General features: G+C 67.8%; 24 protein-coding genes. 8 read left to right on the top strand and 16 right to left on the bottom strand.

Annotated features, from left to right (window positions below):
- The first annotated feature begins 47 nt into the window (after positions 1-47).
- The 3 genes from ARC78_RS08240 to ARC78_RS08230 all read left to right on the top strand — a co-directional run bounded on the left by ARC78_RS08240 (position 48) and on the right by ARC78_RS08230 (position 3,790).
- Complete coding sequence (locus ARC78_RS08240; RefSeq protein WP_057506071.1) at positions 48-2,531, top strand: heavy metal translocating P-type ATPase; 2,484 nt, start codon at positions 48-50, stop codon at positions 2,529-2,531.
- An 11-nt stretch (positions 2,532-2,542) separates the two neighbouring features.
- Positions 2,543-3,013 carry a Cu(I)-responsive transcriptional regulator gene (gene cueR, locus ARC78_RS08235; RefSeq protein WP_241772703.1) on the top strand — a complete coding sequence of 157 codons (471 nt, stop codon included), beginning with the start codon at positions 2,543-2,545 and terminating at the stop codon, positions 3,011-3,013.
- A 204-nt stretch (positions 3,014-3,217) separates the two neighbouring features.
- Positions 3,218-3,790: an OmpO family porin gene (locus ARC78_RS08230; RefSeq protein WP_057506070.1), complete on the top strand. Its 573-nt coding sequence runs from the start codon at positions 3,218-3,220 to the stop codon at positions 3,788-3,790.
- A gap of 94 nt (positions 3,791-3,884) precedes the next feature.
- Here the strand turns inward: ARC78_RS08230 and ARC78_RS08225 are convergent, their stop codons facing one another.
- Positions 3,885-4,358 (bottom strand): YehS family protein, encoded by a 474-nt coding sequence (locus ARC78_RS08225; RefSeq protein ID WP_054659195.1) that lies wholly within the window; start codon positions 4,356-4,358, stop codon positions 3,885-3,887.
- Between the two features lie 187 nt (positions 4,359-4,545).
- Between ARC78_RS08225 and ARC78_RS08220 the strand changes: the two genes are divergently transcribed.
- Complete coding sequence (locus tag ARC78_RS08220; RefSeq protein ID WP_054659197.1) at positions 4,546-4,869, top strand: DUF6122 family protein; 324 nt, start codon at positions 4,546-4,548, stop codon at positions 4,867-4,869.
- Between the two features lie 16 nt (positions 4,870-4,885).
- On the opposite strand, the gene ARC78_RS08215 is transcribed toward ARC78_RS08220, so the two are convergent.
- The 3 genes from ARC78_RS08215 to ARC78_RS08205 all read right to left on the bottom strand — a co-directional run bounded on the left by ARC78_RS08215 (position 4,886) and on the right by ARC78_RS08205 (position 7,177).
- The gene (locus tag ARC78_RS08215; protein WP_054659199.1) at positions 4,886-5,323 is read right to left on the bottom strand and encodes a hypothetical protein; all 438 of its coding nucleotides are present in this window, start codon (positions 5,321-5,323) and stop codon (positions 4,886-4,888) included.
- A gap of 105 nt (positions 5,324-5,428) precedes the next feature.
- A complete protein-coding gene (locus ARC78_RS08210; RefSeq protein ID WP_054659201.1) occupies positions 5,429-6,640 on the bottom strand; it encodes an NAD(P)/FAD-dependent oxidoreductase in 1,212 nt (403 codons plus the stop codon).
- 42 nt (positions 6,641-6,682) lie between these two features.
- Positions 6,683-7,177, bottom strand: a complete 495-nt coding sequence (locus ARC78_RS08205; RefSeq protein ID WP_054659203.1) for a lipocalin family protein — start codon at positions 7,175-7,177, stop codon at positions 6,683-6,685.
- A 521-nt stretch (positions 7,178-7,698) separates the two neighbouring features.
- Here ARC78_RS08205 and ARC78_RS08200 point away from each other — a divergent pair.
- Positions 7,699-10,083 (top strand): DUF3772 domain-containing protein, encoded by a 2,385-nt coding sequence (locus tag ARC78_RS08200; RefSeq protein ID WP_057506076.1) that lies wholly within the window; start codon positions 7,699-7,701, stop codon positions 10,081-10,083.
- Between the two features lie 23 nt (positions 10,084-10,106).
- On the opposite strand, the gene ARC78_RS08195 is transcribed toward ARC78_RS08200, so the two are convergent.
- Both ARC78_RS08195 and ARC78_RS08190 read right to left on the bottom strand, forming a co-directional pair.
- The gene (locus ARC78_RS08195; RefSeq protein ID WP_057506069.1) at positions 10,107-12,209 is read right to left on the bottom strand and encodes a phosphoglycerol transferase I; all 2,103 of its coding nucleotides are present in this window, start codon (positions 12,207-12,209) and stop codon (positions 10,107-10,109) included.
- A 190-nt stretch (positions 12,210-12,399) separates the two neighbouring features.
- On the bottom strand, positions 12,400-14,052 hold the full coding sequence (locus ARC78_RS08190) for an ABC1 kinase family protein (protein ID WP_083468518.1): 1,653 nt from the start codon (positions 14,050-14,052) through the stop codon (positions 12,400-12,402).
- A gap of 179 nt (positions 14,053-14,231) precedes the next feature.
- On the opposite strand from ARC78_RS08190, the gene ARC78_RS08185 reads away from it, so the two are divergent.
- On the top strand, positions 14,232-15,143 hold the full coding sequence (locus ARC78_RS08185; RefSeq protein WP_057506068.1) for a DUF808 domain-containing protein: 912 nt from the start codon (positions 14,232-14,234) through the stop codon (positions 15,141-15,143).
- 151 nt (positions 15,144-15,294) lie between these two features.
- Here the strand turns inward: ARC78_RS08185 and ARC78_RS08180 are convergent, their stop codons facing one another.
- Genes ARC78_RS08180 through ARC78_RS08170 form a run of 3 tightly spaced genes read right to left on the bottom strand, consistent with a single transcriptional unit; the run spans position 15,295 to position 18,107 of the window.
- Positions 15,295-15,957 carry a hypothetical protein gene (locus ARC78_RS08180; protein ID WP_054660574.1) on the bottom strand — a complete coding sequence of 221 codons (663 nt, stop codon included), beginning with the start codon at positions 15,955-15,957 and terminating at the stop codon, positions 15,295-15,297.
- A 10-nt stretch (positions 15,958-15,967) separates the two neighbouring features.
- Positions 15,968-16,507 carry an RNA polymerase sigma factor gene (locus ARC78_RS08175; RefSeq protein WP_096144929.1) on the bottom strand — a complete coding sequence of 180 codons (540 nt, stop codon included), beginning with the start codon at positions 16,505-16,507 and terminating at the stop codon, positions 15,968-15,970.
- Between the two features lie 55 nt (positions 16,508-16,562).
- Positions 16,563-18,107 (bottom strand): GGDEF domain-containing protein, encoded by a 1,545-nt coding sequence (locus tag ARC78_RS08170; RefSeq protein ID WP_057506067.1) that lies wholly within the window; start codon positions 18,105-18,107, stop codon positions 16,563-16,565.
- A 114-nt stretch (positions 18,108-18,221) separates the two neighbouring features.
- On the opposite strand from ARC78_RS08170, the gene ARC78_RS08165 reads away from it, so the two are divergent.
- Positions 18,222-18,854, top strand: coding sequence for a Rossmann-fold NAD(P)-binding domain-containing protein (locus tag ARC78_RS08165; RefSeq protein WP_057506066.1), 633 nt, complete (start codon positions 18,222-18,224; stop codon positions 18,852-18,854).
- Between the two features lie 21 nt (positions 18,855-18,875).
- Here the strand turns inward: ARC78_RS08165 and ARC78_RS08160 are convergent, their stop codons facing one another.
- The 7 genes from ARC78_RS08160 to pdhA form a co-directional block, all read right to left on the bottom strand.
- Positions 18,876-19,634, bottom strand: coding sequence for an SDR family NAD(P)-dependent oxidoreductase (locus tag ARC78_RS08160; RefSeq protein ID WP_057506065.1), 759 nt, complete (start codon positions 19,632-19,634; stop codon positions 18,876-18,878).
- Between the two features lie 51 nt (positions 19,635-19,685).
- Positions 19,686-20,078, bottom strand: coding sequence for a VOC family protein (locus ARC78_RS08155; RefSeq protein ID WP_054660678.1), 393 nt, complete (start codon positions 20,076-20,078; stop codon positions 19,686-19,688).
- Between the two features lie 28 nt (positions 20,079-20,106).
- Positions 20,107-20,448: a hypothetical protein gene (locus tag ARC78_RS08150; RefSeq protein ID WP_054660680.1), complete on the bottom strand. Its 342-nt coding sequence runs from the start codon at positions 20,446-20,448 to the stop codon at positions 20,107-20,109.
- Between the two features lie 174 nt (positions 20,449-20,622).
- The gene (locus ARC78_RS08145) at positions 20,623-21,963 is read right to left on the bottom strand and encodes a dihydrolipoamide acetyltransferase family protein (RefSeq protein ID WP_057506064.1); all 1,341 of its coding nucleotides are present in this window, start codon (positions 21,961-21,963) and stop codon (positions 20,623-20,625) included.
- The gene (locus tag ARC78_RS08140; protein WP_054659864.1) at positions 21,960-22,313 is read right to left on the bottom strand and encodes an SH3 domain-containing protein; all 354 of its coding nucleotides are present in this window, start codon (positions 22,311-22,313) and stop codon (positions 21,960-21,962) included. The genes ARC78_RS08145 and ARC78_RS08140 overlap by 4 nt, the downstream gene beginning before the upstream one ends.
- Before the next feature lies 1 nt (position 22,314).
- A complete protein-coding gene (locus ARC78_RS08135) occupies positions 22,315-23,394 on the bottom strand; it encodes an alpha-ketoacid dehydrogenase subunit beta (protein ID WP_057506063.1) in 1,080 nt (359 codons plus the stop codon).
- Positions 23,387-24,475, bottom strand: a complete 1,089-nt coding sequence (pdhA, locus tag ARC78_RS08130) for a pyruvate dehydrogenase (acetyl-transferring) E1 component subunit alpha (protein WP_054659868.1) — start codon at positions 24,473-24,475, stop codon at positions 23,387-23,389. Before pdhA ends, ARC78_RS08135 begins: the two co-directional genes overlap by 8 nt.
- Before the next feature lie 285 nt (positions 24,476-24,760).
- On the opposite strand from pdhA, the gene ARC78_RS08125 reads away from it, so the two are divergent.
- The gene (locus ARC78_RS08125) at positions 24,761-25,621 is read left to right on the top strand and encodes a tryptophan 2,3-dioxygenase (protein WP_054659870.1); all 861 of its coding nucleotides are present in this window, start codon (positions 24,761-24,763) and stop codon (positions 25,619-25,621) included.
- The last annotated feature ends 204 nt before the right edge of the window (positions 25,622-25,825 follow it).

Genomic DNA, 25,825 nt, shown 5'->3' with positions numbered 1-25,825 from the left:
AAGCTTTAAGGTGCCGTCAACAGTAGGCAGGTGGAGATGAGCCGATGATGAGCAAGGTCGATCCGGGCACCCCGCATCCGCCACAACATTCGGAAGAATTGTTGATCGAAGGCATGACCTGTGCCTCGTGCGTGGGCAGGGTGGAGCGCGTGCTGAACGCGCTGCCCGGCGTGCAGTCGGCCAGCGTCAACCTCGCCACCGAACGCGCCAGCGTGCGGACCGACGGCAGTGTCGGGCGGCAGGCGCTGGTGCAGGTCATCCGCAAGGCCGGCTACGAGGTCAGCGCGCCGGCCCCGGTGGAGCTGATGATCGAGGGCATGACCTGCGCTTCGTGCGTGGGCCGGGTGGAGCGCGCGCTGCAGGCGGTCCCCGGCGTGCAGTCGGCCAGCGTCAATCTGGCCACCGAGCGCGCGCGGGTGCAGGGCGATGCGCCGGTCCAGGCGCTGCTGGCCGCCATCGCCAAGGCCGGCTACAGCGCCCATGTGCTGGACCCGGCCGGCAGCGGCGAGGATGCCCAAGCGCAGCGTCACGCCGAGGAGCTGCGCGTGCTCAAGCGCGATCTGTGGCTGGCCGCGGCGTTGACCCTGCCGGTGTTCGCGCTGGAAATGGGCGGGCATCTGCTGCCGGCGTTCCATCATGTCATCGCCACCACGCTGGGTACGCAGAACAGCTGGCTGCTGCAGTGCGCGCTGACCACGCTGGTGTTGCTGCTGCCGGGTCGCCGCTTCTATCTCAAGGGTATCCCGGCGCTGCTGCGCGCCGCACCGGACATGAATTCGCTGGTGGCGGTCGGCACGCTGGCCGCGTACGGCTTCTCGCTGGTGGCGACCTTCGCCCCGCGCTTGCTGCCGGCCGGCACGGTCAACGTCTACTACGAAGCCGCGGCGGTGATCGTGACGCTGATCCTGCTCGGGCGCATGCTCGAAGCCAAGGCCAAGGGCCGCACTTCCGAGGCGATCAAGCGCCTGCTCAAGCTGCAGGCCAGGACCGCACGCGTGCGCCGCGACGGCGGTGTGGTCGAACTGCCGCTGGAGCAGATCGCCACTGGCGATGTGATCGACGTGCGTCCGGGTGAGCGGATCGCCGTGGACGGGCAGGTGATCGACGGCGACAGCTATGTCGACGAGTCGATGATCAGCGGCGAGCCGGTGCCGGTGCAGAAGGCGCCCGGCAGCACCGTCATCGGCGGCACCGTCAACCAGACCGGCACGCTGGGCGTGCGCGCCACCGCCGTGGGCGGGGCCACGGTACTGGCGCAGATCATCCGCCTGGTGGAACAGGCGCAGAGCGCCAAGCTGCCGATCCAGACCCTGGTGGACCGCATCACGCTGTGGTTCGTGCCGATCGTGATGGCCCTGGCGGCGCTGACCTTCGCGGTGTGGCTGTTGCTCGGCCCGCAGCCGGCGCTGATCTTCGGTCTGGTCAACGCGGTGGCGGTGCTGATCATCGCCTGTCCCTGTGCGATGGGCCTGGCCACACCAACCTCGATCATGGTTGGCACCGGCCGTGGCGCCGAGCTGGGTGTGCTGTTCCGCAAGGGCGAGGCGCTGCAGCTGCTCAAGCAGGCGCAGGTGGTGGCGGTGGACAAGACCGGCACGCTGACAGAAGGCCGCCCGGTCCTGACCGACCTGCAGCTGGCCGACGGCTTTGACCGCGCCGGTGTGCTGGCCAAGGTGGCGGCGGTCGAAGACCGCTCCGAACACCCGATCGCCCGCGCCATCGTCAGCGCCGCGCGGCAGGACGGGCTGACGCTGCCTGCGATCAGTGCCTTCGAATCGGTCACCGGTTTCGGTGTGCGGGCCGAGGTGGACGGCGTGCGCGTGGAAGTCGGCGCGGACCGCTTCATGCACAAGCTCGGCCTGGACGTGGCGCTGTTCGCCGATGCCGCGCGGCGGCTGGGCGAGGAGGGCAAGACCCCGCTGTACGCGGCCATCGATGGCGTGCTGGCGGCGATCATCGCCGTGTCCGACCCGATCAAGCACGACACCCGCCCCGCCATCGCCGCGCTGCACGCGCTGGGCCTGAAGGTGGTGATGATCACCGGCGACAACCGCCGTACCGGCGAGGCCATCGCCCGCCAGCTGGGCATCGACGAGGTGGTGGCCGAAGTGCTGCCCGAAGGCAAGGTCGAGGCGGTGCAGCGGCTGAAGGCCACGCATGGCCGTCTGGCTTATGTCGGTGACGGTATCAACGATGCGCCGGCACTGGCCGCGGCCGATGTCGGCATGGCGATCGGCACCGGTACCGACGTGGCGATCGAGGCGGCCGATGTGGTGCTGATGTCCGGCAGCCTGCAGGGCGTGCCCAACGCCATCGCCCTGAGCAAGGCGACGATGGGCAATATCGGCCAGAACCTGTTCTGGGCGTTCGCCTACAACACCGCGCTGATTCCGGTGGCCGCCGGCGTGCTGTATCCACTGTGGGGCGTGCTGCTCTCGCCGGTGTTCGCCGCCGGCGCGATGGCGTTGTCGTCGGTGTTCGTGCTGGGCAATGCCTTGCGCCTGAAGCGCTTCCAGCCGCCGCAGGGTTGACGGAGACGATCATGGAAGAGGGCATTAACATCGGCCAAGCCGCCAGGGCCACCGGCATCTCGGCCAAGATGATCCGCTACTACGAGGACAGCGGCCTGATCGGGCCGGTGGCGCGTACCGATGCCGGCTACCGCCTCTACAGCCCGCGCGACATCCACACGCTGGGCTTCATCAAGCGTTCGCGCGACATGGGCTTCAGCGTGGAGCGTATCGGCGAACTGCTGGCGCTGTGGAAGGACCACTCGCGCCACAGCGCCGACGTCAAACGCATGGCCAGCGAACACATCCAGGTGCTGCGCGAGCGCATCGACCAGCTGCAGGAGATGGTGCAGACGGTGCAGGCGCTGGTGGATTGCTGCGCCGGCGATGGTCGCCCGGATTGCCCGATCCTGCGCGACATCGAAACCGGCGTGCCGCTACACGGTCCGGCGACGCCGACAACCTTCGGCCAGGCCGCTGCGGGCAAGCGCAAGCACACGTAGATCGCCGCGCTCGCTTGAATCCGGCCAATTGCGCTACACGCGCCACGCGTGCCAGAAAAGGCCTGAATAAACGCCTAAAAACAGCGCTTCTCGCGCATGCCGATTTCAGGATGCGTTGGGGTGGCTAACGGAAAACTTACAACCGGACGCAAGCAGTCGCGCTGGCTGCTGTGCCATCTAGTTAGTAATCCAGAGGTTGTACCCATGAAGAATTCGCTGATTGCCCTGGCGCTGCTTGCCGCCGCTCCGTTCGCCGCCTCGGCCGCCGACGGCCTGTCCTACAACTATGCGCAGGCCGATTACGTCAAGACCGACGCGGACGCCGGCAAGGCCGACGGCTGGGGCGTGAAGGGTTCCTATGAATTCATTCCGCACGTCCATGCCTTCGGTGAATACAACCAGCAGAAGGCCGACCTCACCGACGCCAAGACCGACCAGTGGCGCGTCGGTGTCGGCTACAACCGCGAAATCGGCAACAGCACCGACTTCGTCGGCCGCGTGGCCTACAACAAGTTCGACCCGAAGCAGGGCCTGGACTTCAACGGCTACAGCGCCGAGGCCGGTATCCGCACCGCGTTCGGTGCCCACGCCGAGGTCTATGCGATGGCCGGCTACGAGGACTACACCAAGAAGCACGGCATCAACCCGGAAGGCGAGTTCTACGGCCGTCTCGGTGGCCAGGTGAAGTTGAACCAGAACTGGGGCATCAATGGCGACCTCAAGATGAACGGCGAAGGCGACAAGGAATGGTCGATCGGCCCGCGCTTCAGCTGGTAACCGGCTGAGCTGCTGCCCAGACAGAAAAGCCCGGCATTGCCGGGCTTTTTCTTTATGCAACGGTGGGGCCAGTGCCCGCCACGGTGCTGGTGACTCAGCGGTTGCCGCGCAGGCGCAGGGTCAGGCCCTTGAGGAAATTGCGCAGCATCTGGTCGCCGCATTCGCGGTAGTTCTTGTGGTCGGGCTGGCGGAACAGCGCCGACAGCTCCGGCTTGGACACCGGAAAACCGGCGCTCTCGAAGACATCGTGCATATCGACATCCTTCAGCCCGAAGGCCACGCGCAGCTTCTTGAGGACCACGTTGTTGGTGATGCGCTTTTCCGGCGGGCGGGCCGGCTGCGAGTCGTCGCGGCCGCGGAAGTGGTAGATCAGGCCATCGAGGAAGCGCGACAGCACGGCGTCCGGGCAGGCCACGAACAGCGGCTCGTCTTCCTTGCGCAGGAAATCATGCACCTGCGAAGGATCCACGCTGAAGGCGGGATCGGCCAGCAGGATCGTATCCACCACCATGCCGTCGCTGAGATCGAGCATGTAGCGGATGCTGCGCAGTACGTCGTTGTTGATCATTGCCACTCCGGAACCACCGCGGCGGAACTGCCTGCGGGGGCATAGTGTAACGCCGCACCCTGCGGCCCCGGCCTACAATTGGTGCCCGTTCAGACAGCCCGCCGCGCATGCGCCTCGTACCTGCCGTTCCTTACGCGTCCACCGCTCCGCCGGGGAAGCCACAGATGGTGCTCCACCGGAGCAGCCGGTGAGCCTGCGCGCGATCATCCACCTGTGCCTGCATGCGGCGGTGCCGGCGCTGCTGGCGTGGCTGTTCTGGCGCCCGCAGTTCGGCAAGGCGTGGCTGGTGATGTTGCTGGGCTGGGTGATCGACCTGGACCATCTGTTGGCCGATCCGGTCTACGTGCCGGACCGGTGCAGTGTCGGCTTCCACCCGCTGCATACCGCGCCGGCGATCGCGCTGTATGCCGGGCTGGTGGTGCCCCAACGCACGCGTCTGTTCGGCATCGGCCTGGTGCTGCACATCGCGCTCGATGCGATCGACTGCATGTGGATGCGCTGCAGCAGCTGAGCCGGTCCCGGGAGGCTTACCAGCCGCCGTACCAGGGGCCCGGGCCATAACCGTACGGCCCGATGCCTTCCCCCTTGCTGAGGTGGATGTTGAGGTCCACCCGACGGGTCTTGCCCTCGTCGTTGGTGTAGTTCTTGCCCAGGTTCAGATCCACTGCGCTCCAGTGGCTGTTGCCGGTCTGCTTGGAATAGCCGATGCCGGTACTGATCGCGCCATGCACCTGCAGCTTGTCGTCGACAGCTTCGGCGGCGGGCTGGTTTCTGGACAGCCTGCGACCGCTGTGATCGCCGTAGAACGTGCCTGGTGCATCGGACTGGTAGGCCGGATCACCGAGATACCGCAACGGCGCCTGAGGAACGCTCAGATCCAGCGCCCCCGGGGTGACCGCATCGTTCTGCGCCACCGCGGCAGCGGGCAGCAGCAACAGGGCAAGGATAAGGGAGGTTCGGATCATGGCGGGTACCGCTCCGGAGCACGCGGCATCGTCAGTGATGCCGCTGGTGCAAAACTAGCAGATATGGCTTGAATGATGCCTGTCGTTTCCGCCTGCCCGCGGCGCTCACTCCAGGCGCTGGAAGGAAAACAGCGCAGCCAGCCGGTGCTGGCGCCGCTCGATGGCCGCGCGGATCAGGCCGGCGCCGATCATCGAATAGGTGATGCCGTTGCCGCCATAGGCCAAGGCGAACTGCACCCGTGGCCCCCACTGCGGATGCGTGCCGAAGAACGGCAGCCCGTCGCGGGTTTCGGCGAATGTACCGGCCCAGGCGAAGGCCGGTACCAGCTGGAGGTGCGGAAACAGCGCAGTGACTTTGTCCGCCAGCGTGTGGGCCTTGCGGTCGACACGGGCGTCGCGGCGCGCGGGGATGTCCACCGCGTCATCTTCACCGCCGACCAGCAGACGGTGATCGGCGGTGCTGCGCAGGTACAGGTAGGGCCGCGCGGTTTCCCACAGCATCGTTGCGCGCAACGGCCCCAGCGCCGCGACCGGCAGCGGATCGGTGACGAAGGCGTAGCTGCTGCGGTTGCGCGCGACCCGCTGGTCCAGCCACGCCTCGCTGGCGTAGCCGGCGGCCATCACCACGTGTTTGCAGGTGATGGTGACGCCCTGCTGGGTCCGTGCCTGCACCTGGCGCGCGGAGGGCTCCAGCGCGGTGATGCAGGTGCGGTCATAGACCTGTCCGCCGCGACGTCGCAGCTCGGCCAGCAGGTGGTAGGTCATCCGGTACGGATCCACGCTGGCGGCCAGCTCGCTGACAATGGCGCCCGGTGCGGCGAAACCATAGCGCTTCTGGATTCGCGCCGTATCCAGCCAGCGCACCGCAAAGCCGTGGCGGCGGCGTAGTTCGAACTCGTCGATCAGCGCGGGCACATCGCGCCTACGGCTGGCGTAGTACAGGCTGGAGCGGTGCTGGAAATCCGTGCCGCGCAGCCGCGCGGCGACCTGCTGCAATCCGGGGATGGCCTCGGCACAGGCCTGGTAGGCCAGCACCGCCTGTTCTTCGCCGTAGTGTTTGGCCAGTACCCGCAGCGGCGTATCGATTTCGTACTGCAACAGCGCCGTGCTGGCCGCGGTGGAGCCCCAGCCGATATCACGTTGCTCCACCACGGCCACATCATGGCCATGCCGGCCCAGCTCGTCGGCGATCAGGGCGCCGCTGATACCGCCGCCGATCACCAGCACATCGCAGCGCAGCGACTGCTCCAGCTGCGGGAAGGCCCGCATCAACCCGTTGCGGATGGCCCAGAACGGATAGCCGCTTTTAAGATCCATCGTCGTCGTGTTCCTCGCCTGTAGAGGTTCAGTGGTGCCGGTTCAGGCCGTGCGCTGGCCGGTGTGCGGGGTATGGATCAGCGGCTCGATATCGAAGCCCAGTTGGCGTGCCCGTGCCAGGTAGTGCTCGCGGATGGTCGCGTCCATATCCGGTTGCCGGGCCAGCAGCCACAGGTATTTGCGGTCCGGGCTGCCCACCATCGCCGTGGTGTAGTCCGGAGCCAGTGCGATCACCCAGTAGTCGCCTTTGGTGAAGGGAATCCAGCGCAGGCCCTCGGGCAGGAAGCTGACTTCCAGTTTGCTGTTGGAGGCATCCACCGGCGTGGCCCGGCCGATGGATTCTTCCAGCTCACCGTTGTGCAGGCAGCGGTTTTGCACCCGTACGCTGCCATCTTCATTGAGCGAGTAGTGCGCGCTGACATCGGTGGCGTCTTCGGGCTCATGCCGCATCGGCAGACGATCGATTTCATACCAGGTGCCCAGATAGCGCTGCAGCTCCAGCGAGGGCACGGTAGGCAGGGGCGAATGCTCGGTCATGGATAGCGTCTCCTTGGTGATCGCAAGTTCCGGGAGGCAACGCTATAGCCCGAGTGCGGTGAACGGGTTGTGCGCGGCGGCCGCGCGGATTGCCGGTTGCTCCAGGCAGACCGTGACCTGAATCACTTTTGCTCCGCCTGACGTTACTCCGCTCACATAGACCGCTGCTTGACCAGTGGGCGCGTCACGCGCGCGCTGCAAGCAGGTGACTGCGCTGCTCGACGGCGAAGTCCGCTGTTTGCGGGTGCCGGTCCGCGGCCGGACTCTCAGGGCTGCGAGCCCATGGCAGCCTATGCCCACGATCAGCCCACTGTGGAAGCTCTCCCCGCATTCCCGGACGCAACCGCCCTCACCTGGCGCGGTTGCTTCCGCCGTGCTGCGTGTCGCGACGGTTCGCATGATCTGGATGCTGGCTGATCTATAGTCCGCAGCAGGCGCGGTGTTCCGCGCGATCCGGTGCTTTTGCCTTGCTTGCTCAATGCGTTCTACAGCCGCTGCACGTCGTGCTGTTTGTCATTTTGATGGTGGGAACAGGGCTGTCGGTCGAGCCGGCACGCGCCGCGCCGCAAGCCGCGGCCAGCGCCGGGCTGACCCCGCAGCTGCGGATCGAACAGGCCGGCAAGCTGTTCGCCTCGACGCAGCACGCCATGGATGATGCCGACGCGCCGGAAACCCTCAAGACCCTGTCCGAGCAGGCCGCCCAGGCCCAGCGCGAGGCCGAGAGCAGCGTGCAGGCACTGGCGCCGGAGCTGGCCCAGCTGGACGCGCGTATCGAACAGCTCGGGCCGGCGCCGGAAGGGGGCGAAGTGGCCGATATCGCCCGCCAGCGCAAGGCGCTGGAGCGCCAGCGCGACCAGATCGATGCCGCTATCAAGCGGGGAAAACTGCTGGCCGAGGATGCCCGGCAACTGGGCGAGGCGATCGAGAAGATGCGGGCCCAGCAGTTCGGCGAACAGCTCGGGCGCAAGGTCGGCTCGCCGCTGTCGCCGGCATTGTGGCGCCAGTTCTTCGCGCAGTTGCCTGACGATGTGGGGCGCTTCCAGTCGCTGTACCGGCAGGCCGGCAACGGCATGCGCCAAGCCACCGCCCGGCATGGCTGGGCGGCACCGTTGGTAGGCGCGGCGGTGGCGCTGGTGCTGCTGTTTCCGCTGCGGCTGTGGCTGCGGCATCTGGGGCGCCGCTATGCCGCCTCCGAGCGGGCGCCGGCAGGGCGTCTGCGGCGTACCGGACTGGCGGTGTGGCTGCTGCTGGTCGGTACGCTGATGCCGTGGCTGGCGAGTCTGGCGATGGTGGCGGGGCTGCATGAGATTTCAGCCATCGCACCGCGGTTGGAGCGGGTCGCCGAGCAGTTTTCACTGGCAACCCTGGTGGCTGCCTTCATCGGCGCACTGGCGGCCTGTCTGCTGGTGCCTAAGCGGCCGTCGTGGCGGCTGCTGGATATCGATGACCTGGCCGCCTTGCGCCTGCGCCGCTTCGCGTGGGCGGCGGCAGGCTTGACCTGGCTGACGATGCTGCTGCGGGCGGTGAACGCCGCCGCGCGGACCTCGCAGGTAGGCACGGTGACGCTCGATGGCCTGATCGCGTTGACCTATGTGGTGCTGATCATGTCGATGCTGGTGACCTTGGCCGCGCTGCACCGGCGCCGGGCGGCAGAGGCGGCCAGGGTCGAGCAGGAGGATGCCGGCAGTGGGCGCGCGCCGAGTGCGCCGCGCAGCGGCTGGCTGGTGGTGGCGCGTCTGGGCGGTTATCTGAGCATCGGCGCGGCGCTGGTGGCGACCTTGCTGGGCTATCTCAACTTCGCCATGTTCACCGCCCAGCAGATGGTATGGGGCACGGTCGTTGTGCTGGCGACCACCTTGCTGCTGCGCTTTGCCGATGATTTCGCGCTGTGGCTGCTGGCACCGGGCAGTGCCCTGGGACGCATGCTGCGTCTGTCCACCGGTCTGCCGCCCGGCCGCCTGGAGCAGGCCGGCGTGCTGCTGTCGGCGATCTTGCGGATTGCCGTGGTGATGCTGGGTATCACCGCGTTCATCGCTCCGTTCGGCAATGTCAGCGCCCTGTATGGCTGGCTGGAGACGCTGGCCGGTGGAATCCGGATCGGCGACAACCTGCTGCGGCCGTCCTCGGTGCTGTGGGCGATCGGGGTGCTGGTGCTGGCGCTGGCGCTGATGCAGGTGGTGCAGCGCTGGCTGGTGGATACCTATCTGCCCAAGACCGAACTGGATCTTGGTGCGCGCAACTCGATCAGCACCGTCGCCCGCTATCTGGGCATCGTGCTGGCGGTACTGTGGTCGCTGGCGACGCTGGGTATCGGCTTCGAGAAGCTCGCGTTGCTGGCCAGCGCGCTGTCGGTGGGTATCGGTTTCGGTCTGCAGGCGATCACCCAGAACTTCGTGTCCGGGCTGATCCTGCTGGCCGAGCGGCCAGTGAAGATCGGCGACTGGGTGAAGATCGGCGACCAGGAGGGGGACATCCGTCGCATTTCGGTGCGTTCGACCGAGATCCAGGTGGGTGACCGCTCCACGCTGATCGTGCCCAACTCCGAATTGATCACCAAGACCATCCGCAACATGACCACGGCCAATGCACTGGGGCGGATCCAGATCCAGTTCTCGGTGCCGCTGGGCACCGATATGGGCCGGTTGCGCGCGCTGCTGCTGGGCATCTATGCGGCCAACGAGACCGTGCTGGAGCATCCGGAACCGTCGGTGTTCATCGATTCGATCAGCGGTGGCCAGGTGGCGATCAACAGCTTTGCCTACGTGCCCTCCTCGCGCAATGTCTACGGCACCCGCAGTGAGCTGCTGTTCGAGCTGTTGCAGCAAGCGGCGGCGCAGGGCATCGCGCTGGTCACCCCCACCGATATCCATCTGGTACGCGATCCGGCGGCACCGGCGCCGACCTGAGGCGACGCGGTGACCGCTGCAGATCAGGAACGGGGCCGCTGCGCCGGCGTACGCACCAGCGCGTAGTCGTCCACCGCCAGGGTTTCGGCATGGCTGAGCCAGGCGCGGATTTCCAGATCGTCGATGGCGTGATCCAGTCCCAGCGGCATGCGGATGCGCCCGTCGCTGTCGGCCTGCACCCATTGCTGGGCGACCACCACCTTGCGCTGCGATGACACCGCCTCGACCCAGAACGCGCGTTGCGGGCGCTGCGCGGCATAGATCTCCAGCACATACCGGCCCGGTCCGGTGCGCTGCGGCTGGCGGCTGATCATGCGTGACTGGCGCACGCTCGGGCGCGGGCCCTGGAACGGTTGCAGCGGGGCATCCACGGCGATGCCGCGGCGCAACTGGCCGTCGCGGTACAGGCGCATGCCTTGGTCGCTGTCCACCAGCAGCGCGCACCAGTGGCCCTCGGCCGACCCGTCCTCGAACGCGGTGCAGCGGTCCACGTAGGCCAGCCGGTGCTCGGGATCGGCTTCGTCGAACTTGCGCGAGGTGTTCTCCAGATACACCGACTTCAACTCCCACTTGCGGTCGTACTCGAGCAGCACCGGTGGCTGCACGTTCTGCACGCCGACCTGCACGTGGTCGTCCTGCAGACGCAGCATGCGGTTCTGTTCACCCAGCCACAGCGAGCGGGCGAACGCGCGGTAGCGGGTGTAGCCGTCGCCATCGCCGTGCAAGGCCGCGACACTGGCGCTGGGCGCGCGCTGTGGCGCGACCAGCGAACGCCCGAAGCCGATCGCGTCGATCGCCGGATCGATCAGCTGCAGCAAGGTGGCGCCCGAATCCAACGTGGTGCCGGCATCGCTGTGCAGCTGGCGCGGGGCGATATCCGGGCCGAGGAACAACAGCAGGTTCTCGCGGGTCTGCTTCTCCAGCACATGGCTCAGGTGGTTGGGCATGGCCAGGTGGTCGGAGGCGACGATCACCAGCGTGTTCCCGGCAAAGGCGCTGGCGCGGATGCGATCGACCAGCCGCGAAATCAGCCGGTCGCTGCACTGGAGGGCATGGAGCAGGCCGATATCGCCCAGCGCGCTGCGGTAGCGCAGGTTCCTGCAGGCCACCGGCAGATGGCCGGCCGGATGATGGGTGTCCATGGTCAGTGCGGTTAGCATGAACGGCTGGCCGTTGCGTGAGAGCTCCATGAAGCGCTCGAACGCGTGATCGAGCAGCACATCGTCATGCACGCCCCAGTTGGAGAAATGCTTTTGGGCGATATCCTGTTGCTGGAACCAGGCCAGGTCCCGCACCTCGTCGAAGCCGTGCGTGGACAGGAAATCGGCTTTGGCCGCGAACTGGCCGTTGGCGCCCCCCAGGTAATGGTTGCGGTACCCCTGCTGCTTGAGATAGTCGCCCAGACAGAACGCCTCGGGCAGGAAGCTGGCCATGCGGCCCATGCTGTTCTCATCACCCTGTGCGGTGGTCAGCGGCACCCCACACATTGAAGACACCAGCCCGGCGATGGTCCAGCCGCTGCCGTCGGCCGAGGCGATATTGCGCACATCCAGCGCCTGGCCGGCGAGGCGCCGGAGGTTGGGCATCAGTCCGGGAAACACCGCCTCATCCAGATAGGTGCGCTCCAGGCTTTCGCCATAGATCCAGACGATATTCGGGGTGCGTGCCAAAGGCCGGGATGGCACCACGTATTCGGGCGCGACACTGCTGTAGTCGACCGGTTGCATCTGCTGGTAGATGCGTCGCGCATCCGTGTAGAGCGGGCTGCTTGCCATCGTGGCGATCACCAGCGCGATGAATCCGGTCAACACGGCCCCGCCGCCGCGCCTCCGCTGGAAGCGTTTGATCCGCATCAACAGCAGCGGTGTCAGCGACAGCAGTACCAGGGCGAGGAAGCCGGCGATGTACGCGCCGAAATCCCCCACACCGGCACCTTCCATATCGCTGCGCAGGTGATAGAGCGTGGCGGAGTTGATGCCATCGCCACTGAGCCGATCGATCAGCCACCAGCTGCTCAAGGCCAGCAACAGCACGGACAGCAGTCCCGCCTTGAGGCGCAGTCCAGTGGGCGACAACAACAGCAGGACGACAAGTGTCGCCAGATAGAGCCAGATGATCCAATGCATGCGGTCAGGTGGAGAGTGGAACAGGGCAACGGCCGCGGCCGCAGGCTCCCTGCCATCATGCGGTGTCATGCATGTGACGGAGGGATGTCAGCAGAGTGCCTGCGCGAACCTGACTGGAATGTTTTTTTTGGGCGCAACAGTTTGCCGTGCCGCCGCGCCATGAGCGTGGCGGTGGCGGCGTCATTCCGGCTCAGCGATGTCCGCGTTCCTCGTGCGCACGGGCCCGCGTGCGCCGGTCGAACAGCAGGGCGCTGAGGATCAGCCCCAGACCGATCACCACCGCCACCAGGAACAGCAGGATCGCGAAGGCCGGATAGCCGAACAGCGTCACGCGCGTGGGAACCCGCATCAACAGCACCGAGGACAGCAGCAGCGCGGCGGTGATCAGGGCCGCGGCGATGCGGTTGGCGACCTTCTGGATGTTCTCCATCAGCCGCGATTCTTCCAGCCCGGTCACCTTCATCTGCAGCCGGTTCTCGGCGACCAGGCTGAGGATGTCGGTCAGGCGCCGCGGCCCGTTGCGCAGCAGCTGCTGCATCTCCATCGCCTCGCTGGCCAGATTGGCCACCGACAGCGACTTTTTCAGGCGCGCGCGCATCACATGCTGCAGCTGCTTTTCGACCACACCCCGGGTGTTCATCGCCGGCGCGAGCACGCGGCACACGCCTTCCAGATTCAGCAGCGCCTTGCCCAGCAGGGTCAGCTCCGGTGGGGTGCGCAGGTTGCTGGCGGTGGCGATGCGCACCACTTCCAGCACCACATGGCCTTCGGACATGGTGCCATTGGCGGCGTAGCGGGCGATCATCTGCCCGGTCTCGCGCAGGTAGCGCTCCTCGTCGTAATCCTCCAGCCGCGTACTGATGCTGATGATCTCATCGGCCACTTCCTCGCCACGGCCGTCGATGGCGGCAAACAGCAGTTTGAGCAGGCGCTCGCGCAGCCGCGGCGGCACATGCGCCACCATGCCCAGATCGAAGATGGCCAGTTGTCCCTCGGGGGTGACGCGCAGATTGCCCGGATGCGGATCGGCGTGGATCTCGCCATGGACGAAGATCTGGTCCAGGTAGCCGCGGATCAGCGCCGCGGCCAGCGGCTCCATCGACTGCTCGGTGCGCCGCACCTGTGGAATGGCATCCACCCGCACGCCCTGCACCAGCTCCATGGTCAGCACCCGGCGGCTGCACAGGTCCCACACCGGCTGGGGAACCGTCAGCTCCGGATAGGGCGCCAGATGCTGGCCGAAGCGGGCCAGATTGGCCGCTTCGGTTTCGTAATCCAGCTCCATGCGCAAGGTCTTGGCGAACTCGTCCAGCCAGTCGGAAAAGCGCACTTTGCGGCCGACCCGGGTGAGGTGGTCGGCGGCGGTGGCAAAGCTGCGCAACACCGACAGATCCGAACGCAGCTGCGCGGCCACGTCGGGCTTTTGCACTTTCACCGCCACCTGGCGGCCATCACGCAGTTCGGCGCGATGCACCTGGGCGATGGAAGCGCAGCCCAGCGGTTCCGGGTCGAACCAGACAAACAGCTTGGCCACCGGCGCGCCGAGGTCTTCCTCGATGATCGCGCGGATCTGTTCGGCCGGAATCGGCGCCACTTTTTCCTGCATGCGCTCCAAGGCGGTCACATACTCGGCCGGAATCATGTCCGGCCGCGTGGACAGCACCTGCCCGAGTTTGACGAAGGTGGTGCCGAGCGCCTCCAGATCGGCCACGAACTGGGTGGGGTTGTCGGTGGCGGGAATCCGGTCCAGACGCGGCAGTTCGCCATCAAGCTGGAGGCCGGAAAACACCCCCGAGTTCCGGTAGCGCACCAGCAGGCGCACGATCTGCTGGCGTCGGCTCATGCCGCCGATAGTGGTCGCGGTGGTATCGCTGGATGGCTCGGTCAAGGAGGCGTTCCGGGCAGAAGGGAGGGCCAGTGTGGCCGGCGCCGGGTGGTAGAGGGGTGAACACGCACGGCCTCACGCGCGGCAGGCGCTGAATAGGTGAAAATCGCCGCCTGTCCCATTCCTACGGTGTGCCCATGGCTGGAGCCAGCCTGTTTGCCCTGCTCGACGATATCGCCACACTGCTCGATGACGTTTCCCTGTTGACCAAGGTGGCGGCCAAGAAGACCGCCGGCGTGCTGGGGGACGATCTGGCGCTCAACGCGCAGCAGGTGACCGGCGTGAGCGCCAACCGCGAGTTGCCGGTGGTGTGGGCGGTGGCCAGGGGCTCGCTGGTCAACAAGGCGATCCTGGTGCCGGCGGCGCTGGCCATCAGCGCCTGGCTGCCGTGGGCGATCACGCCCTTGATGATGATCGGTGGCGCCTTCCTGTGCTTTGAGGGCGTGGAGAAGCTGGCGCACAAGTTCCTGCACTCCAAGGACGAGGACGACGCGCACAAGGCCGAGCTGACCCGCGCGCTGGCTGACGAGAAGACCGACGTGGTGGCCTGGGAGAAGGACAAGATCAAGGGGGCGGTGCGCACCGACTTCATCCTCTCGGCCGAAATCATCGTGCTGTCGCTGGGGGTGGTGGCCACTGCCCCGTTCGGCCAGCAGGTGACCACGCTGGTGGTGATCGCGCTGGCGATGACCGTGTTCGTCTACGGCCTGGTGGCTGGCATCGTCAAACTCGATGATCTGGGCATGTGGCTGCTGGGCAAGGGCCGCACGCTGGCCGCGTTCGGACGCGGGCTGCTGTATGCCACGCCGTGGCTGATGCGCGGCCTGTCCATCGCCGGTACCGCGGCGATGTTCCTGGTCGGCGGCGGCATCCTGGTGCATGCGATTCCGGCATTGCACCACTTCGTGACCGGATTGGCGCCGGCGCATCTGCAATGGCTGGCCAACGCGCTGGGCAGCGTGGTGGTGGGCATCGGCGTCGGCGCGCTGGTGCTGGTGGCGGTGACGCTGTTCCAGCGGCTGCGCGGCGGCGGCAAGCCGGCGCACTGAGCACGAATGATGGCGTGATGGGTGCCGGTGCCGGTGCCGGCCCGCGCCCTGCGACACCGGTGGGCGCGATCAGCACCGACGTGTCCCCTGAACCACGGCTTCGCCAAACAGGACGAAGCCCGGCCTGGGACAGACCATGCACGGAACGGGGCTAGTGCAGCGGGTCCTGCAGCTCGCGCAGTTCCTGCTGGGCGCGGGCCAGTGATTGCCCGGACAGGGCCTCGAATCCGCGGTGCAGCCAATGGGAGGCGGGTACCCGGTGCAGCGCCCAGTACGCAAGGACGCTGCCGGCCACTGCCGCGACCAGGCCTGCCCCCAGTGTGGCGAGGAACCAGCGCGGCGCCATCGCATACAGATCCAACCCCAGCCACTGCACGCACAGCCACTGCGTGGCCAGCAGCCACAGACAGGCCCACGGCAGCCCCAGCGCCAGCTCGGTGAGGGCGGTGAAGCGGCGCAGCTGCGCCAGCCGGGTGAGCTGCTGCAATACCGGTGCCTGGGTGTACTGCAGGCGCGCGGACAGCAACGCGCGGGTGATCGACACCCAGATCGCGGCGATGCCGTAGCCGTGCAAGACCAGTCCGGTCAGCAGCAGATGCGGCACCTGCCGATGCTCGATCCAGAAGCGGGCGGCCAGTGCGGTGACCACGATCCACACCGCCAGCCACAGCAGCTGCAACGCGCTGAATCCCCGCAGGCGTTTGCGCACGTCGCGGCGACGCGGCTCACGCCAGGCCTCCAGCGCCCGCGCTTCGATCTGGTCCAGACGCCGGGCCTGCTGCGCCCAGGCGGATTTGAGATCGTCCAGTTCCATGCGCGTGTCCTCAGCGGTCGGGGGATGGGTTGAGCCGCTGGCGCAGTTGCTGGCGCAAGCGGTGCAGGCGGGTGGCGATATTGCCCGGACTGAGGCCCAGCACCTCGCTGATCTGGCGGTGGCTGCAGTCGTCCAGGTGCAACAGCAGCAAGGCGCGGTCCAGGGCCGGCAGGCTGCGGATCAGTGCATTGAGTTGGGCCAGACTGGCCGCATCCTCGGCGCTGTCGGCCACCGCAGCGAGGTCATCGATGCGCGCGGCATCGACATCGTGGTGGTGATGCAGGCGCAGGCGCTGGTGGCGCAATTGCGAGATCGCCACATTCAGCGCGATACGGTACAGCCAGGTGCTGAATTGCGCGCGCTCCGGGGCGAAGGCGGGGAACGCACGCCAGGCCTGGATGCTGATCTCCTGGAGCAGGTCCCTGCGCTCCTCGCTGTCATGGCAATAGGCGCGGGCGACCTTGAGTACGATGCCCTGATGCTGTGCCAGCAGCGCGGCGAAGCGCTGCTGCAGATCCTCGCTCGTCCCGGCCATCATGATGGTATCCATGCCCTGATGATTCGCACCAGCGCAGGAAATATCACAGCCTTTTCCAACTTGCCGCTCAGTCGGCCAGGATCGCCAGGTTGCGGCCGCCGCGCTTGGCGGCATACAGGGCACGGTCGGCGCGTTGCAGCAGCGCATCGGCCGTTTCCCCGGCCACCGCGCTGGCGACGCCGGCACTGAAACGGACCTGCACGCGCTGGTCCTCATGCAGGAATGGTCGCTGGACCAGTGCGGTCTGCAGCTGTTGCACCGTTTCCAACGCCGCACCGCGGCCCAGCTCGGGCAGCACCAGCACGAACTCGTCGCCGCCCAGGCGGGCGATATGATCGCGGCCGCACAACCGATGCTGGATCACCGCCACCAGGTGCCGCAGCGCCTGATCGCCGCCGGCATGGCCGTGGGTCGCGTTGGTCTGGCCGAAGTGGTCCAGGTCCAGCATCGCCACGCTCAGCGGCGTGGTGCCGGCGCGCAGTTCCCCGCCCAGCACTTCTTCCAGGCCACGCCGGTTGAGTGCCCCGGTCAGGGGATCGGTCCGCAGCTGACTGCCGACTTCTTCCAGTTCACGTTCCAGTTGCAGCACCCGCTGCTCGGCGGCGACCGCCTCGGCCCGGGCATTGGCCAGGTGGTCGCGCGCGCGCAGCGCCTGCGCCTGCACGCGCGCGGTGTCCTGCAGCACGTCCTGCAGCAGCTGGCTCAGATCGGCGATGCTGCGTGCCTGGCGGACCGAGATGGCGTAACTGGCCAGACGGTCGTGGTAATCGCCGGTATCGGTGGCCATGCCGTCCACCTGCTGGACGAAATCGATCATCAACTCCTTCATCGCCGTCTTGGAGGCGTCGATGCCCTGCTTGAGCAGGCCCTGGCGGTAGATCACCTCCCGCAGGTTGTTGCGGGTGTGCTCCAGCGAGCTGCGATCCAGCGGGCCGCCCAGCAACTGGCGCACCGCGCTGATCTGCCCCTGCAACCAGCTGCCGCCCTCGAGCAGTTCGGCGATGTTTTCCAGCAGCAGATCGAACAGGTTCAGCAGCAGGTCGTGCTGTTCCTGCAGCCCTTCGCTGCGCACGCCGACCTGGTGGCACAGCTCGCGCAGCTGCTGCTCCACCGGTGCCAGCGACTGGCCCGGCTGCCAGTGGCGCAGTTCGGCACCCATCCGTTCGGTGTGCTGCTGCAGTTCCGGCGCCTGTACCAGCAAGCCGGCCAGCACCGCATCCAGGGTGTTGCGCAGCAGGTCGCGCAGCTTGGCGGCATCGCCGTTCGCCGATGCCGGGGTGTCCAGTTCGACCGTGCGGATGTACTTGTCGATGAGTTGCCGCAGCAGGCGGCCATAGCGCTCCCAGTCGCGCTCGGCCTGGGCGCTGTGCAGGCGCTGGCCCATGTCGCCCAGCTCGCCGGGCAGGGTGGCCATGCCCTGGGCGAAGGCGTGCAGCAGCGCTTCGGGCTCGCGGGCGGCGGCGAACAGCAGCTGCAGCTGCGCCATGCCCTGGGCGCCCTCGGCCGGCCGTGGACTGTTCACCGCCGGTTCGGCGCTTGCCGCCTGCCGGCGTGACAGGATGCGTCCCAGCCCGGCGCCGCGGGGAAGGGGAGTCTCGGTGCTGTCGGCCATTGCGGGAGTCCGGGCAGGAAGCGGGCGCGCTGGCGCCGGGAAGGTGGTAAGCAACCCCCATTATCGGCAAGGTGGGGGCCTGCTTGAACGGCAAGCGATCACGGGAGGTAACTCATGCGGGTATTGCTGGCGGGCGCGACCGGGCTGGTTGGTGCGCAGGTGCTGCAGCAGCTGCTGGACGATCCGCGCTGCAGCGGTGTGGTGGCGCCGACGCGGCGGCCGCTGCCGATGCGCCACGCGCGGCTGCTCAATCCGGTGCACGACTTCGCCGCCTTGCCGTTGGAGGCGCCGTGGTGGCGGGTGGACGCGGCCATTTGTGCGCTGGGCTCGACGATGAAACAGGCCGGTTCGCGGGAAGTGTTCCGGCAGATCGACCACGGCTATCCGCTGCTGATCGCGCAGGCGGTCAAGCGCCAGGGCTGCGAGGTGTTCGCGCTGAACTCGGCCGCCGGGGCCAATGCGCGCTCGCCGCTGTTCTACAACCGGGTCAAGGGCGAGCTGGAGCGGGATCTGCGCGGGTTGGGGTTCAGCTCGCTGACGCTGGTGCGGCCGGGCCTGATCGGCGGGCAGCGCCGTGAGCGTCGCCCGGCGGAGCATCTGGCCGGCGTGGTGCTGGGCGCGTTGGCACCGGTGCTGCCGCGCGGCTGGCGGATCAATCCGGCCGCGCATATCGCCACCGCGCTGGTGCAGGCGGCGCTGCAGCCGCCACCGGGAGAGCAGGTGGTCGGCGCCGCGGCGCTGGCCTGAACCGATTACCCGGCGTGGCGCTTACGCCGGCAGCGACTGGCCGCCGTCCACCGCCAGCACCTGGCCGGTGATCCAGCGGGCGGCCGGTGAGCACAGGAACACCGCCGCGCTGGCGACATCCCCGGCATCGCCGAAACCGCCGAACGGAATCTTCGCGCGGATCTGTTCGTACAGCGCCGGCTCGCTGCTGCGCCGGCGGTCCCACAGGCCGTCGGGGAACTCGATCGATCCCGGTGCGAGTGCATTGACGCGGATGCGTTCGCGCGCCAGTTCGGTGGCCAGCGACACGGTGTAGTAGTTCACTGCGGCCTTGGCGGTGGAATAGGCGGCCGCACGCGGGGTCGGCACCGAGGCGTTGATCGAGCTGATGTTGAGAATCGCCGGCATCGTGCTGCCCCGCAGGTATGGCAGCGCCGCGCGATTGGTCCGCACCGCGGCCATCAGGTCGACCTCGAAGCCGGCTTGCCAGCTGGCATCGTCATTGCCGTTGCCAAACCCGGAGGCGTTGTTGATGACGATATCGATGCCGCCCAGCGCCGCGGCGGCCGCTTCCACCCAGCTTTGGATCTGGGCCGGATCGGCCAGGTCGCAGGGCTGCACATGCACCGGTGCGCCCTCGCGCTGCAGTGTCTGTCGCGCGTGCTGCAGGCCCTCGGCGCCGCGCGCGCACAGCGACAGCCGCGCGCCGGCCCGGGCGAACGCCGCGGCGATGGCCAGCCCGATGCCGCGGCTGCCGCCGGCCACCAGCACCCGGGCGCCGGCAAGGGAGGAATCGGACATCGGGGCATCTCCAGCGGAAAAGTGATTGCCATTATCGGCGCGCCGGCGCGGTTACTCCCAGGTGTTGGGGGTCTGTCCGCGCGCCGGATGCTTCATCGCCACCACGCAGAAGCGGTGACCGGTCGGCGCCTCCATCACCCACCAGCGTTTGACGAAGCCGATGCGGCGCGCGCCCAGTGCTTCCAGCCGGTCGGCTTCGGCGTCGATGTCGTCGGCCTCGATATCCAGATGCACGCGCGAAGGGTGGCTGACCCGCTGCACTTCCACCTGCAGCTCACCGGGCGCATCGCGCAACCGCGTGTACTGCGCGCCGTCGCCGTCGCTGTCGGTCTCGGCCGGCAGCGCCTGCAGGCCCAACGCCGCGCTCCAGAAGGCCGCGGCGGTATCACTGTCGGTGTCCTGGCAATCGATGATGAAACCGGCCAGACGGCTGCGGTGGCTCATGGCGATACTCCCGGTCCGGTGGCGACGTTCAGCGGGGCAGGTTGGACAGGAACAGCTCGACCTTGCCGCAGGCCGGGCAGGCATGCAGCTCGAACTCCTCGCGGTTGACGAACAGTTCGCCCAGATCGCCCAGCAGGAACGGCATGGCCTGCGAACCTTCGTGGAAGCGCTTGCGGCCGATGAACTCCATCCGCGAGCCCGGGCAGCGCAGGCACTGGATCAGGCGCGGCGGCTGCAGCCATGGCGCGCTGGCCTCGGGCCGGAATGGCCGTTCCGGCACCGAGCCGTCGGCATGGGTGCCGCAGTTCCAGCACTGTTCGAAGTTGTCTTCGTTGGCTTCCTTGCAGTTGCTGCAGACCCAGCTGTTCATCAGGCGTACCGTCGGAGGTGGAGGTGGATGTGCGCATCCTAGCGCCGTGACCGCAGACCGGGGTGACAGTGCGCAACGCGGTGCCCGCGCCCTCGGCAACGCAAGACCCGGTTCCTCCGCCCCAAAAAAAAGCCCGCATTGCTGCGGGCTGAAGTCTTGCTGCAAACAAACTGCTCAGTGGGCCAGGGCCAGATCGTCGATCATCGCGCGCAGGAAGCGGGCGGCTTCGCCACCGGTGCAGGCGCGGTGGTCGAAAGTCACCGACAGCGGGATCACCTTGTGCGTTTCCACGCCGCCCATCACCGGGGTCAGCTGGAAGCGGGCGCGCCCGGCGGCAACGATTGCCACGCACGGTGGCACCACCACCGGGGTGGCATAGCGGCCGGCGAACATGCCGAAGTTGGACAGGCTGATGGTGTAGCCGCTGAGCTCGGACGGGGCGATGGAGCGGTCTTCCACCTGCTGGCGCAGGCGGTTGATGCCTTCGCGCACGCCGCGGGCGTCGAGCATGTCGGCATTGCGCAGCGCCGGCACGAACAGGCCGTCATCGGTGTCCACGGCGATGCCGATGTCGACCTGCGCGTGCAGGGTGCGGGTGAGGGTGTCACCGTCGAACCAGGCGTTCATCGCCGGCACCGCCTGGCAGGCGGCGACGATCGCCCGCACCAGCCGCGAGGTCATGTCGTTGCCCGGCATCCAGGCATGGATGTCGGCGTCGTCATTGAGCGTGGTGGGCACGACCTTGCTGTGCGCGTCGGCCATGACCCGGGCCATGTTGCGGCGCACGCCCTTGAGCGGTTCCGGCTGGCCCTTGGCGACCATGCCCGGCGGGGCGGTGCGCATCGGCTTGCCGGCGGCCGACAGCGGCGTACGGGTGGTTTCGGCACGTGCGGCGGCGAGCGGGGCGGCGGCCTGCGGAGCGGGGGCCGGCGTGGCGCCGACCTTGGCGGTGCCGGCCGCGGCGGCCTGCTTCACATCGTTCATCGTCACCGCGCCGTCGGCACCGGTGGCGCGCACGCGGGTCAGGTCCACGCCCAGCTTGCGTGCCATCGCCCGCACCGCCGGCATCGCCTTGACCCCGCCCACGGCCACGGCCTGTTCGGTGTGCACGGCGTTGGAGCTGACCATCGCGCCGACCACGGTGCCTTCATCGGCCCGTTCGGCGGCGGCTGCCGCCGGGGCAGGTGCAGCCACCGGCACCGGCGCGGCTTCGGCCGGCGCGCCGTGGTGGTGGCCGGTGTCCTGGCCTTCGGCACGCTGCGGCAGGTTCGGGTCGATCTCGAAGTGCGCCAGCATGTGCCCGGTGACCACGATGTCACCGGCCGCGCCGGCCAGCTTGAGCACCTTGCCGGAGACCGGCGAGGGGACTTCGACCACCGCCTTGGCGGTTTCCATCGACACCAGCGGCTCGTCCAGCCGGATCACGTCACCTTCCTTGACGAACCATTCGACGATGGTGGCGTCCGGCAGGCCTTCGCCCAGGTCGGGCAGGTTGAAGCTCTTGGTCTGGCTCATGTGCAGTTCTCTTCCAGCAGTTCAAGTTCGCGGGCCGGCAGCCAGCCCTGCACGCCATCGGCGCGTTCGGACCACCACCAGCCGCCATGTTCGTGATGCAGTCGCACCTGTTCGCCGCGGTCCACGTCCAGCTCACGCGCGCTGTAGTCACGCAAAGCCTCGGCGCGGCCGTCCCCCAGCGGCCGCAACCAGTCGGCCGGGGCCCAGCCGGCGGTGCCCTCGGCGGTTTTCACCCAGGCGAAGGCCGGCCATTCCTCGTCGCGGACACCGAGTTCGACGATCTGTCCGGTGCGCAGTTGCACCGGGTTGCGGTACTGGTTGCGGTGACTGCCATGCAGGCGTGCCCGCATGTCAGCCCGCCGCCACGGCGCGCTTGGCCGCCGCCACGATCCGCTCCACGCTCGGCAGGTACTTCATCTCCAGGCGGAACAGCGGGATGTGGGTGTCGTAGCCGGTGACGCGCTCGACCGGGGCCAGCAGGTCGTACATCGATTCCTCGGCCAGGCGCGCGGCGATCTCGGCACCAAAACCGGCGGTCTTGGGCGCTTCCTGCACGATCACGCAGCGGCCGGTCTTGGCCACCGATTCGGCGATGGTGGCGAAGTCCAGCGGACGCAGCGTGGCCACGTCGATGACCTCGGCGCTGATGCCTTCGCCGGCCAGCTTGTCGGCCGCTTCCAGCGCTTCCTTGACCTGCGCGCCCCAGGTCACCAGGGTCACGTCGGTGCCGTCACGCAGCACGAAGCACACGTCCAGCGGCAGCGCCTCGCCATCATTGGCGACCACTTCCTTGTACTGGCGGTAGATGCGCTTGGGCTCCATGTAGATCACCGGATCCGGCTCGCGGATCGCGGCCAGCAGCAGGCCGTAGGCGCGCTGCGGGCTGGACGGCAGCACCACGCGCAGCCCCGGCACGTTGGTGAAGATGGCCTCGTTGGCTTCGCTGTGGTGCTCGGGCGCGCGGATGCCGCCGCCCCACGGCACGCGCAGCACCATCGGGCAGTGCAGGCGGCCACGGGTGCGGTAACGCAGGCGCGCGGCATGGCAGATCACGTGGTCGACCATCGGGTAGACGAAGCCGTCGAACTGGGCCTCGGCCACCGGCTTCATGCCCTGCGCGGCCAGACCGACGGTGAGGCCGGCGATGGTGGTTTCATCCAGCGGGGTGTCCAGCACGCGCTGCGCGCCGAAGCGCTGCTGCAGGCCGGCGGTGGCGCGGAACACGCCGCCGTTGACGCCGACGTCTTCGCCCAGCACCAGTACCGAGGGGTCGTGTTCCATTTCCCAGGCCAGGGCCTGGGTCACCGCTTCGATCAGGGTGATGGGCGTTGCGGTCATGGGCTCTTCTCCGCGCGCGGTGGCGGCGCTGTGCGCCGTGCCGGCGTCGTGGCCGGCGGTGGATTCAGGGGCGGTGCGCTTGAGATCATCCATGGCGCTGCTCCAGGGCGATGGCGTCGGCGCGCTGGGCCAGCAGGTCCGGCGGCGGATCGGCATACAGATAGTCGAACATCGCCTCGACCGGCTGCACCGGGCAGTTGAGGTAGGCGTTGACCTCCTCGTCCACGCGCGCGCCGCATTCGGCGATCCAGCTCTTTTCTTCCTCCTCGCTCCACACGCCCTGTGCGGTGAGGTACTTGCGCAGGCGGATCAGCGGTTCCTTCAACCAGGCCGATTTCACTTCCGCATCGTCGCGGTAGCGGCGTGCGTCATCGGCGGTGGTGTGGTCGGACAGGCGGTAGGTGAGCAGTTCCAGCACCGTGCCGCCCTCGCCGGCCAGGGCGCGTTCGCGCGCCTGTTCCATCGCCGCCAGCACCGCGATCAGGTCGTTGCCGTCCACCTGCAGGCAGAACAGGCCACCGGCGATGCCCTTCTGCGCCAGGGTTTCGGCACCGGTCTGGGCCGAACGCGGTACCGAGATCGCCCAGCCGTTGTTCACCACGCACAGGATCAGCGGCAGCTTGTAGGCGCCGGCCGAGTTCACCGCGGCGTAGAAATCGGTCTTGGAGCTGCCGCCATCACCGCACACGGTCACCGCCACCTGCGGCTTGCCCTGCAGCTTGAACGACAGCGCCGAGCCGGCCGCATGCAGGCACTGGGTGGAGATCGGCACGCAGATCGGGAAGTCGCGGACCGCGTCGCTGTTGCGGTCGTAATCGCTGCCGCGCTCGTCACCGCCCCAGTACATCAGCACGTCGCGCGGGCGTACGCCGCGCATGAACATGGCGCCGTACTCGCGGTAGCTGGGGGCGAACACGTCGCCGGGCTTCATGGCCGCACCAATGCCGACGTGGGCCGCCTCATGGCCCAGGCAGGAGGCGAAGGTGCCGAGCTTGCCGGTGCGCTGCAGGGCCACGGCCTTGGTGTCGAACACCCGGGTGGCCAGCATCTGCTTGAACATCGGCAGCAGCGCCCGCGCATCGCGCAGCGAGGCGGGAAGGTCGTCGCGGACCAGGTTGCCGTCGGCATCCAGGTACTGCAGGTATTCGATTTGGAACTGGGCGGAAACCGTCATCGCATCAACACCTTGAACAGATGGTTTCAAATGATAGGAATTGCCCATGGTAAGGACTCGGACCGGAAAAGCCGTCCTGCGGCGCAGCACAAACCGCCGTGCGAGCGTCCGCCGGGGTCGATAGCCACGGGGCAGGCGCCGCAAACTCAACGTATTCAGTCGCGTTGTCGGGCCTACGTATTGTCGCGCCGGGCGCGCTGGCAAGTGTTGTGTTTCCGTTTGCGCGGGGCCGCCGCCAATGGCCGGGCTGCGTTACGCTTTGCGCCCCGCGCACAGGCACGACCGATGACCGTAGAAAAGAACCAGCGTGAGCTCGAAGCCGGTATCCATACCGATCTGCAGGGCCGGCTCACCTACGGCGGCTACCTGCGCCTGGACCAGTTGCTGTCCGCGCAGCAGCCGCTGTCCAGTCCGCCGCACCACGACGAGATGCTGTTCATCATCCAGCACCAGACCTCGGAGCTGTGGCTGAAGCTGCTGGCGCACGAGCTGCGCGCGGCGCGCGGCTTCCTGCAGCGCGACCAGGTCTGGCAGTGCCGCAAGGTGCTGGCCCGCGCCAAGCAGGTGCTGCGCCTGCTGACCGAGCAGTGGGCGGTGCTGGAAACGCTCACCCCGTCCGAATACATGGGCTTCCGCGACGTGCTGGGGCCCTCCTCGGGCTTCCAGTCGCTGCAGTACCGCTATATCGAATTCCTGCTGGGCAACAAGAACGCCGACATGCTCAACGTGTTCGCCCACGACCCGGCCGGGCAGGCGCAATTGCGTGAAGTGCTGGAGGCGCCCAGCCTGTACGAGGAGTTCCTGGCCTATCTGGCGCGCTTCGGCCATGCCATCCCGGCCACCTACGACGACCACGACTGGACCCGGCCGCATGTCAGCGATCCGGCGCTGCGCCCGGTGTTCGAGACCATCTACCAGGACACCGACCGCTACTGGCGCGAGTACTCGCTGTGCGAGGACCTGGTGGACCTGGAAACCCAGTTCCAGCTGTGGCGCTTCCGGCATATGCGCACGGTGATGCGGGTGATCGGTTTCAAGCGCGGCACCGGCGGCTCCTCCGGCGTGGGCTTCCTGCGCCAGGCGCTGGAGCTGACCTTCTTCCCGGAACTGTTCGAAGTGCGCACCAGTATCCGCGCCGACGGCTGAGACGGGCCACGGGCAGCCCCCCGGCGCCGTTGCCCCGCATCGCGGGCGGAGGGCGGTGGGGTGTGCCGCCACGCGCTGGGCGCTGGCGGCATTGCGGCGCATTCATGAGGTTGCGGCGGCGGCCGGGTGGTTTGCGCGGCGGCCATGGCCGTGCGTGACCGGGACCTGACCGGCGCAACCTCTATTTGACGTGAAGCGGACGCT

It is taken from the genome of Stenotrophomonas pictorum JCM 9942 (genome assembly GCF_001431585.1).
GTDB lineage: Bacteria > Pseudomonadota > Gammaproteobacteria > Xanthomonadales > Xanthomonadaceae > Stenotrophomonas > Stenotrophomonas pictorum.
The sequence above is the reverse complement of the archived record's forward strand: the minus strand, read 5'-3'. Positions and strand labels throughout refer to the sequence as shown.

Bases quoted from the DNA above. Each gene is read 5' to 3' on its own strand.
- ARC78_RS08240 (WP_057506071.1), top strand. From the start codon at position 48: ATGAGCAAGGTCGATCCGGGCACCCCGCATCCGCCACAACATTCGGAA.
- cueR (WP_241772703.1), top strand. From the start codon at position 2,543: ATGGAAGAGGGCATTAACATCGGCCAAGCCGCCAGGGCCACCGGCATC.
- ARC78_RS08230 (WP_057506070.1), top strand. From the start codon at position 3,218: ATGAAGAATTCGCTGATTGCCCTGGCGCTGCTTGCCGCCGCTCCGTTC.
- ARC78_RS08225 (WP_054659195.1), bottom strand. From the start codon at position 4,358: ATGATCAACAACGACGTACTGCGCAGCATCCGCTACATGCTCGATCTC.
- ARC78_RS08215 (WP_054659199.1), bottom strand. From the start codon at position 5,323: ATGATCCGAACCTCCCTTATCCTTGCCCTGTTGCTGCTGCCCGCTGCC.
- ARC78_RS08210 (WP_054659201.1), bottom strand. From the start codon at position 6,640: ATGGATCTTAAAAGCGGCTATCCGTTCTGGGCCATCCGCAACGGGTTG.
- ARC78_RS08205 (WP_054659203.1), bottom strand. From the start codon at position 7,177: ATGACCGAGCATTCGCCCCTGCCTACCGTGCCCTCGCTGGAGCTGCAG.
- ARC78_RS08200 (WP_057506076.1), top strand. From the start codon at position 7,699: ATGGTGGGAACAGGGCTGTCGGTCGAGCCGGCACGCGCCGCGCCGCAA.
- ARC78_RS08195 (WP_057506069.1), bottom strand. From the start codon at position 12,209: ATGCATTGGATCATCTGGCTCTATCTGGCGACACTTGTCGTCCTGCTG.
- ARC78_RS08190 (WP_083468518.1), bottom strand. From the start codon at position 14,052: ATGAGCCGACGCCAGCAGATCGTGCGCCTGCTGGTGCGCTACCGGAAC.
- ARC78_RS08185 (WP_057506068.1), top strand. From the start codon at position 14,232: ATGGCTGGAGCCAGCCTGTTTGCCCTGCTCGACGATATCGCCACACTG.
- ARC78_RS08180 (WP_054660574.1), bottom strand. From the start codon at position 15,957: ATGGAACTGGACGATCTCAAATCCGCCTGGGCGCAGCAGGCCCGGCGT.
- ARC78_RS08175 (WP_096144929.1), bottom strand. From the start codon at position 16,507: ATGGATACCATCATGATGGCCGGGACGAGCGAGGATCTGCAGCAGCGC.
- ARC78_RS08170 (WP_057506067.1), bottom strand. From the start codon at position 18,107: ATGGCCGACAGCACCGAGACTCCCCTTCCCCGCGGCGCCGGGCTGGGA.
- ARC78_RS08165 (WP_057506066.1), top strand. From the start codon at position 18,222: ATGCGGGTATTGCTGGCGGGCGCGACCGGGCTGGTTGGTGCGCAGGTG.
- ARC78_RS08160 (WP_057506065.1), bottom strand. From the start codon at position 19,634: ATGTCCGATTCCTCCCTTGCCGGCGCCCGGGTGCTGGTGGCCGGCGGC.
- ARC78_RS08155 (WP_054660678.1), bottom strand. From the start codon at position 20,078: ATGAGCCACCGCAGCCGTCTGGCCGGTTTCATCATCGATTGCCAGGAC.
- ARC78_RS08150 (WP_054660680.1), bottom strand. From the start codon at position 20,448: ATGAACAGCTGGGTCTGCAGCAACTGCAAGGAAGCCAACGAAGACAAC.
- ARC78_RS08145 (WP_057506064.1), bottom strand. From the start codon at position 21,963: ATGAGCCAGACCAAGAGCTTCAACCTGCCCGACCTGGGCGAAGGCCTG.
- ARC78_RS08140 (WP_054659864.1), bottom strand. From the start codon at position 22,313: ATGCGGGCACGCCTGCATGGCAGTCACCGCAACCAGTACCGCAACCCG.
- ARC78_RS08135 (WP_057506063.1), bottom strand. From the start codon at position 23,394: ATGGATGATCTCAAGCGCACCGCCCCTGAATCCACCGCCGGCCACGAC.
- pdhA (WP_054659868.1), bottom strand. From the start codon at position 24,475: ATGACGGTTTCCGCCCAGTTCCAAATCGAATACCTGCAGTACCTGGAT.
- ARC78_RS08125 (WP_054659870.1), top strand. From the start codon at position 24,761: ATGACCGTAGAAAAGAACCAGCGTGAGCTCGAAGCCGGTATCCATACC.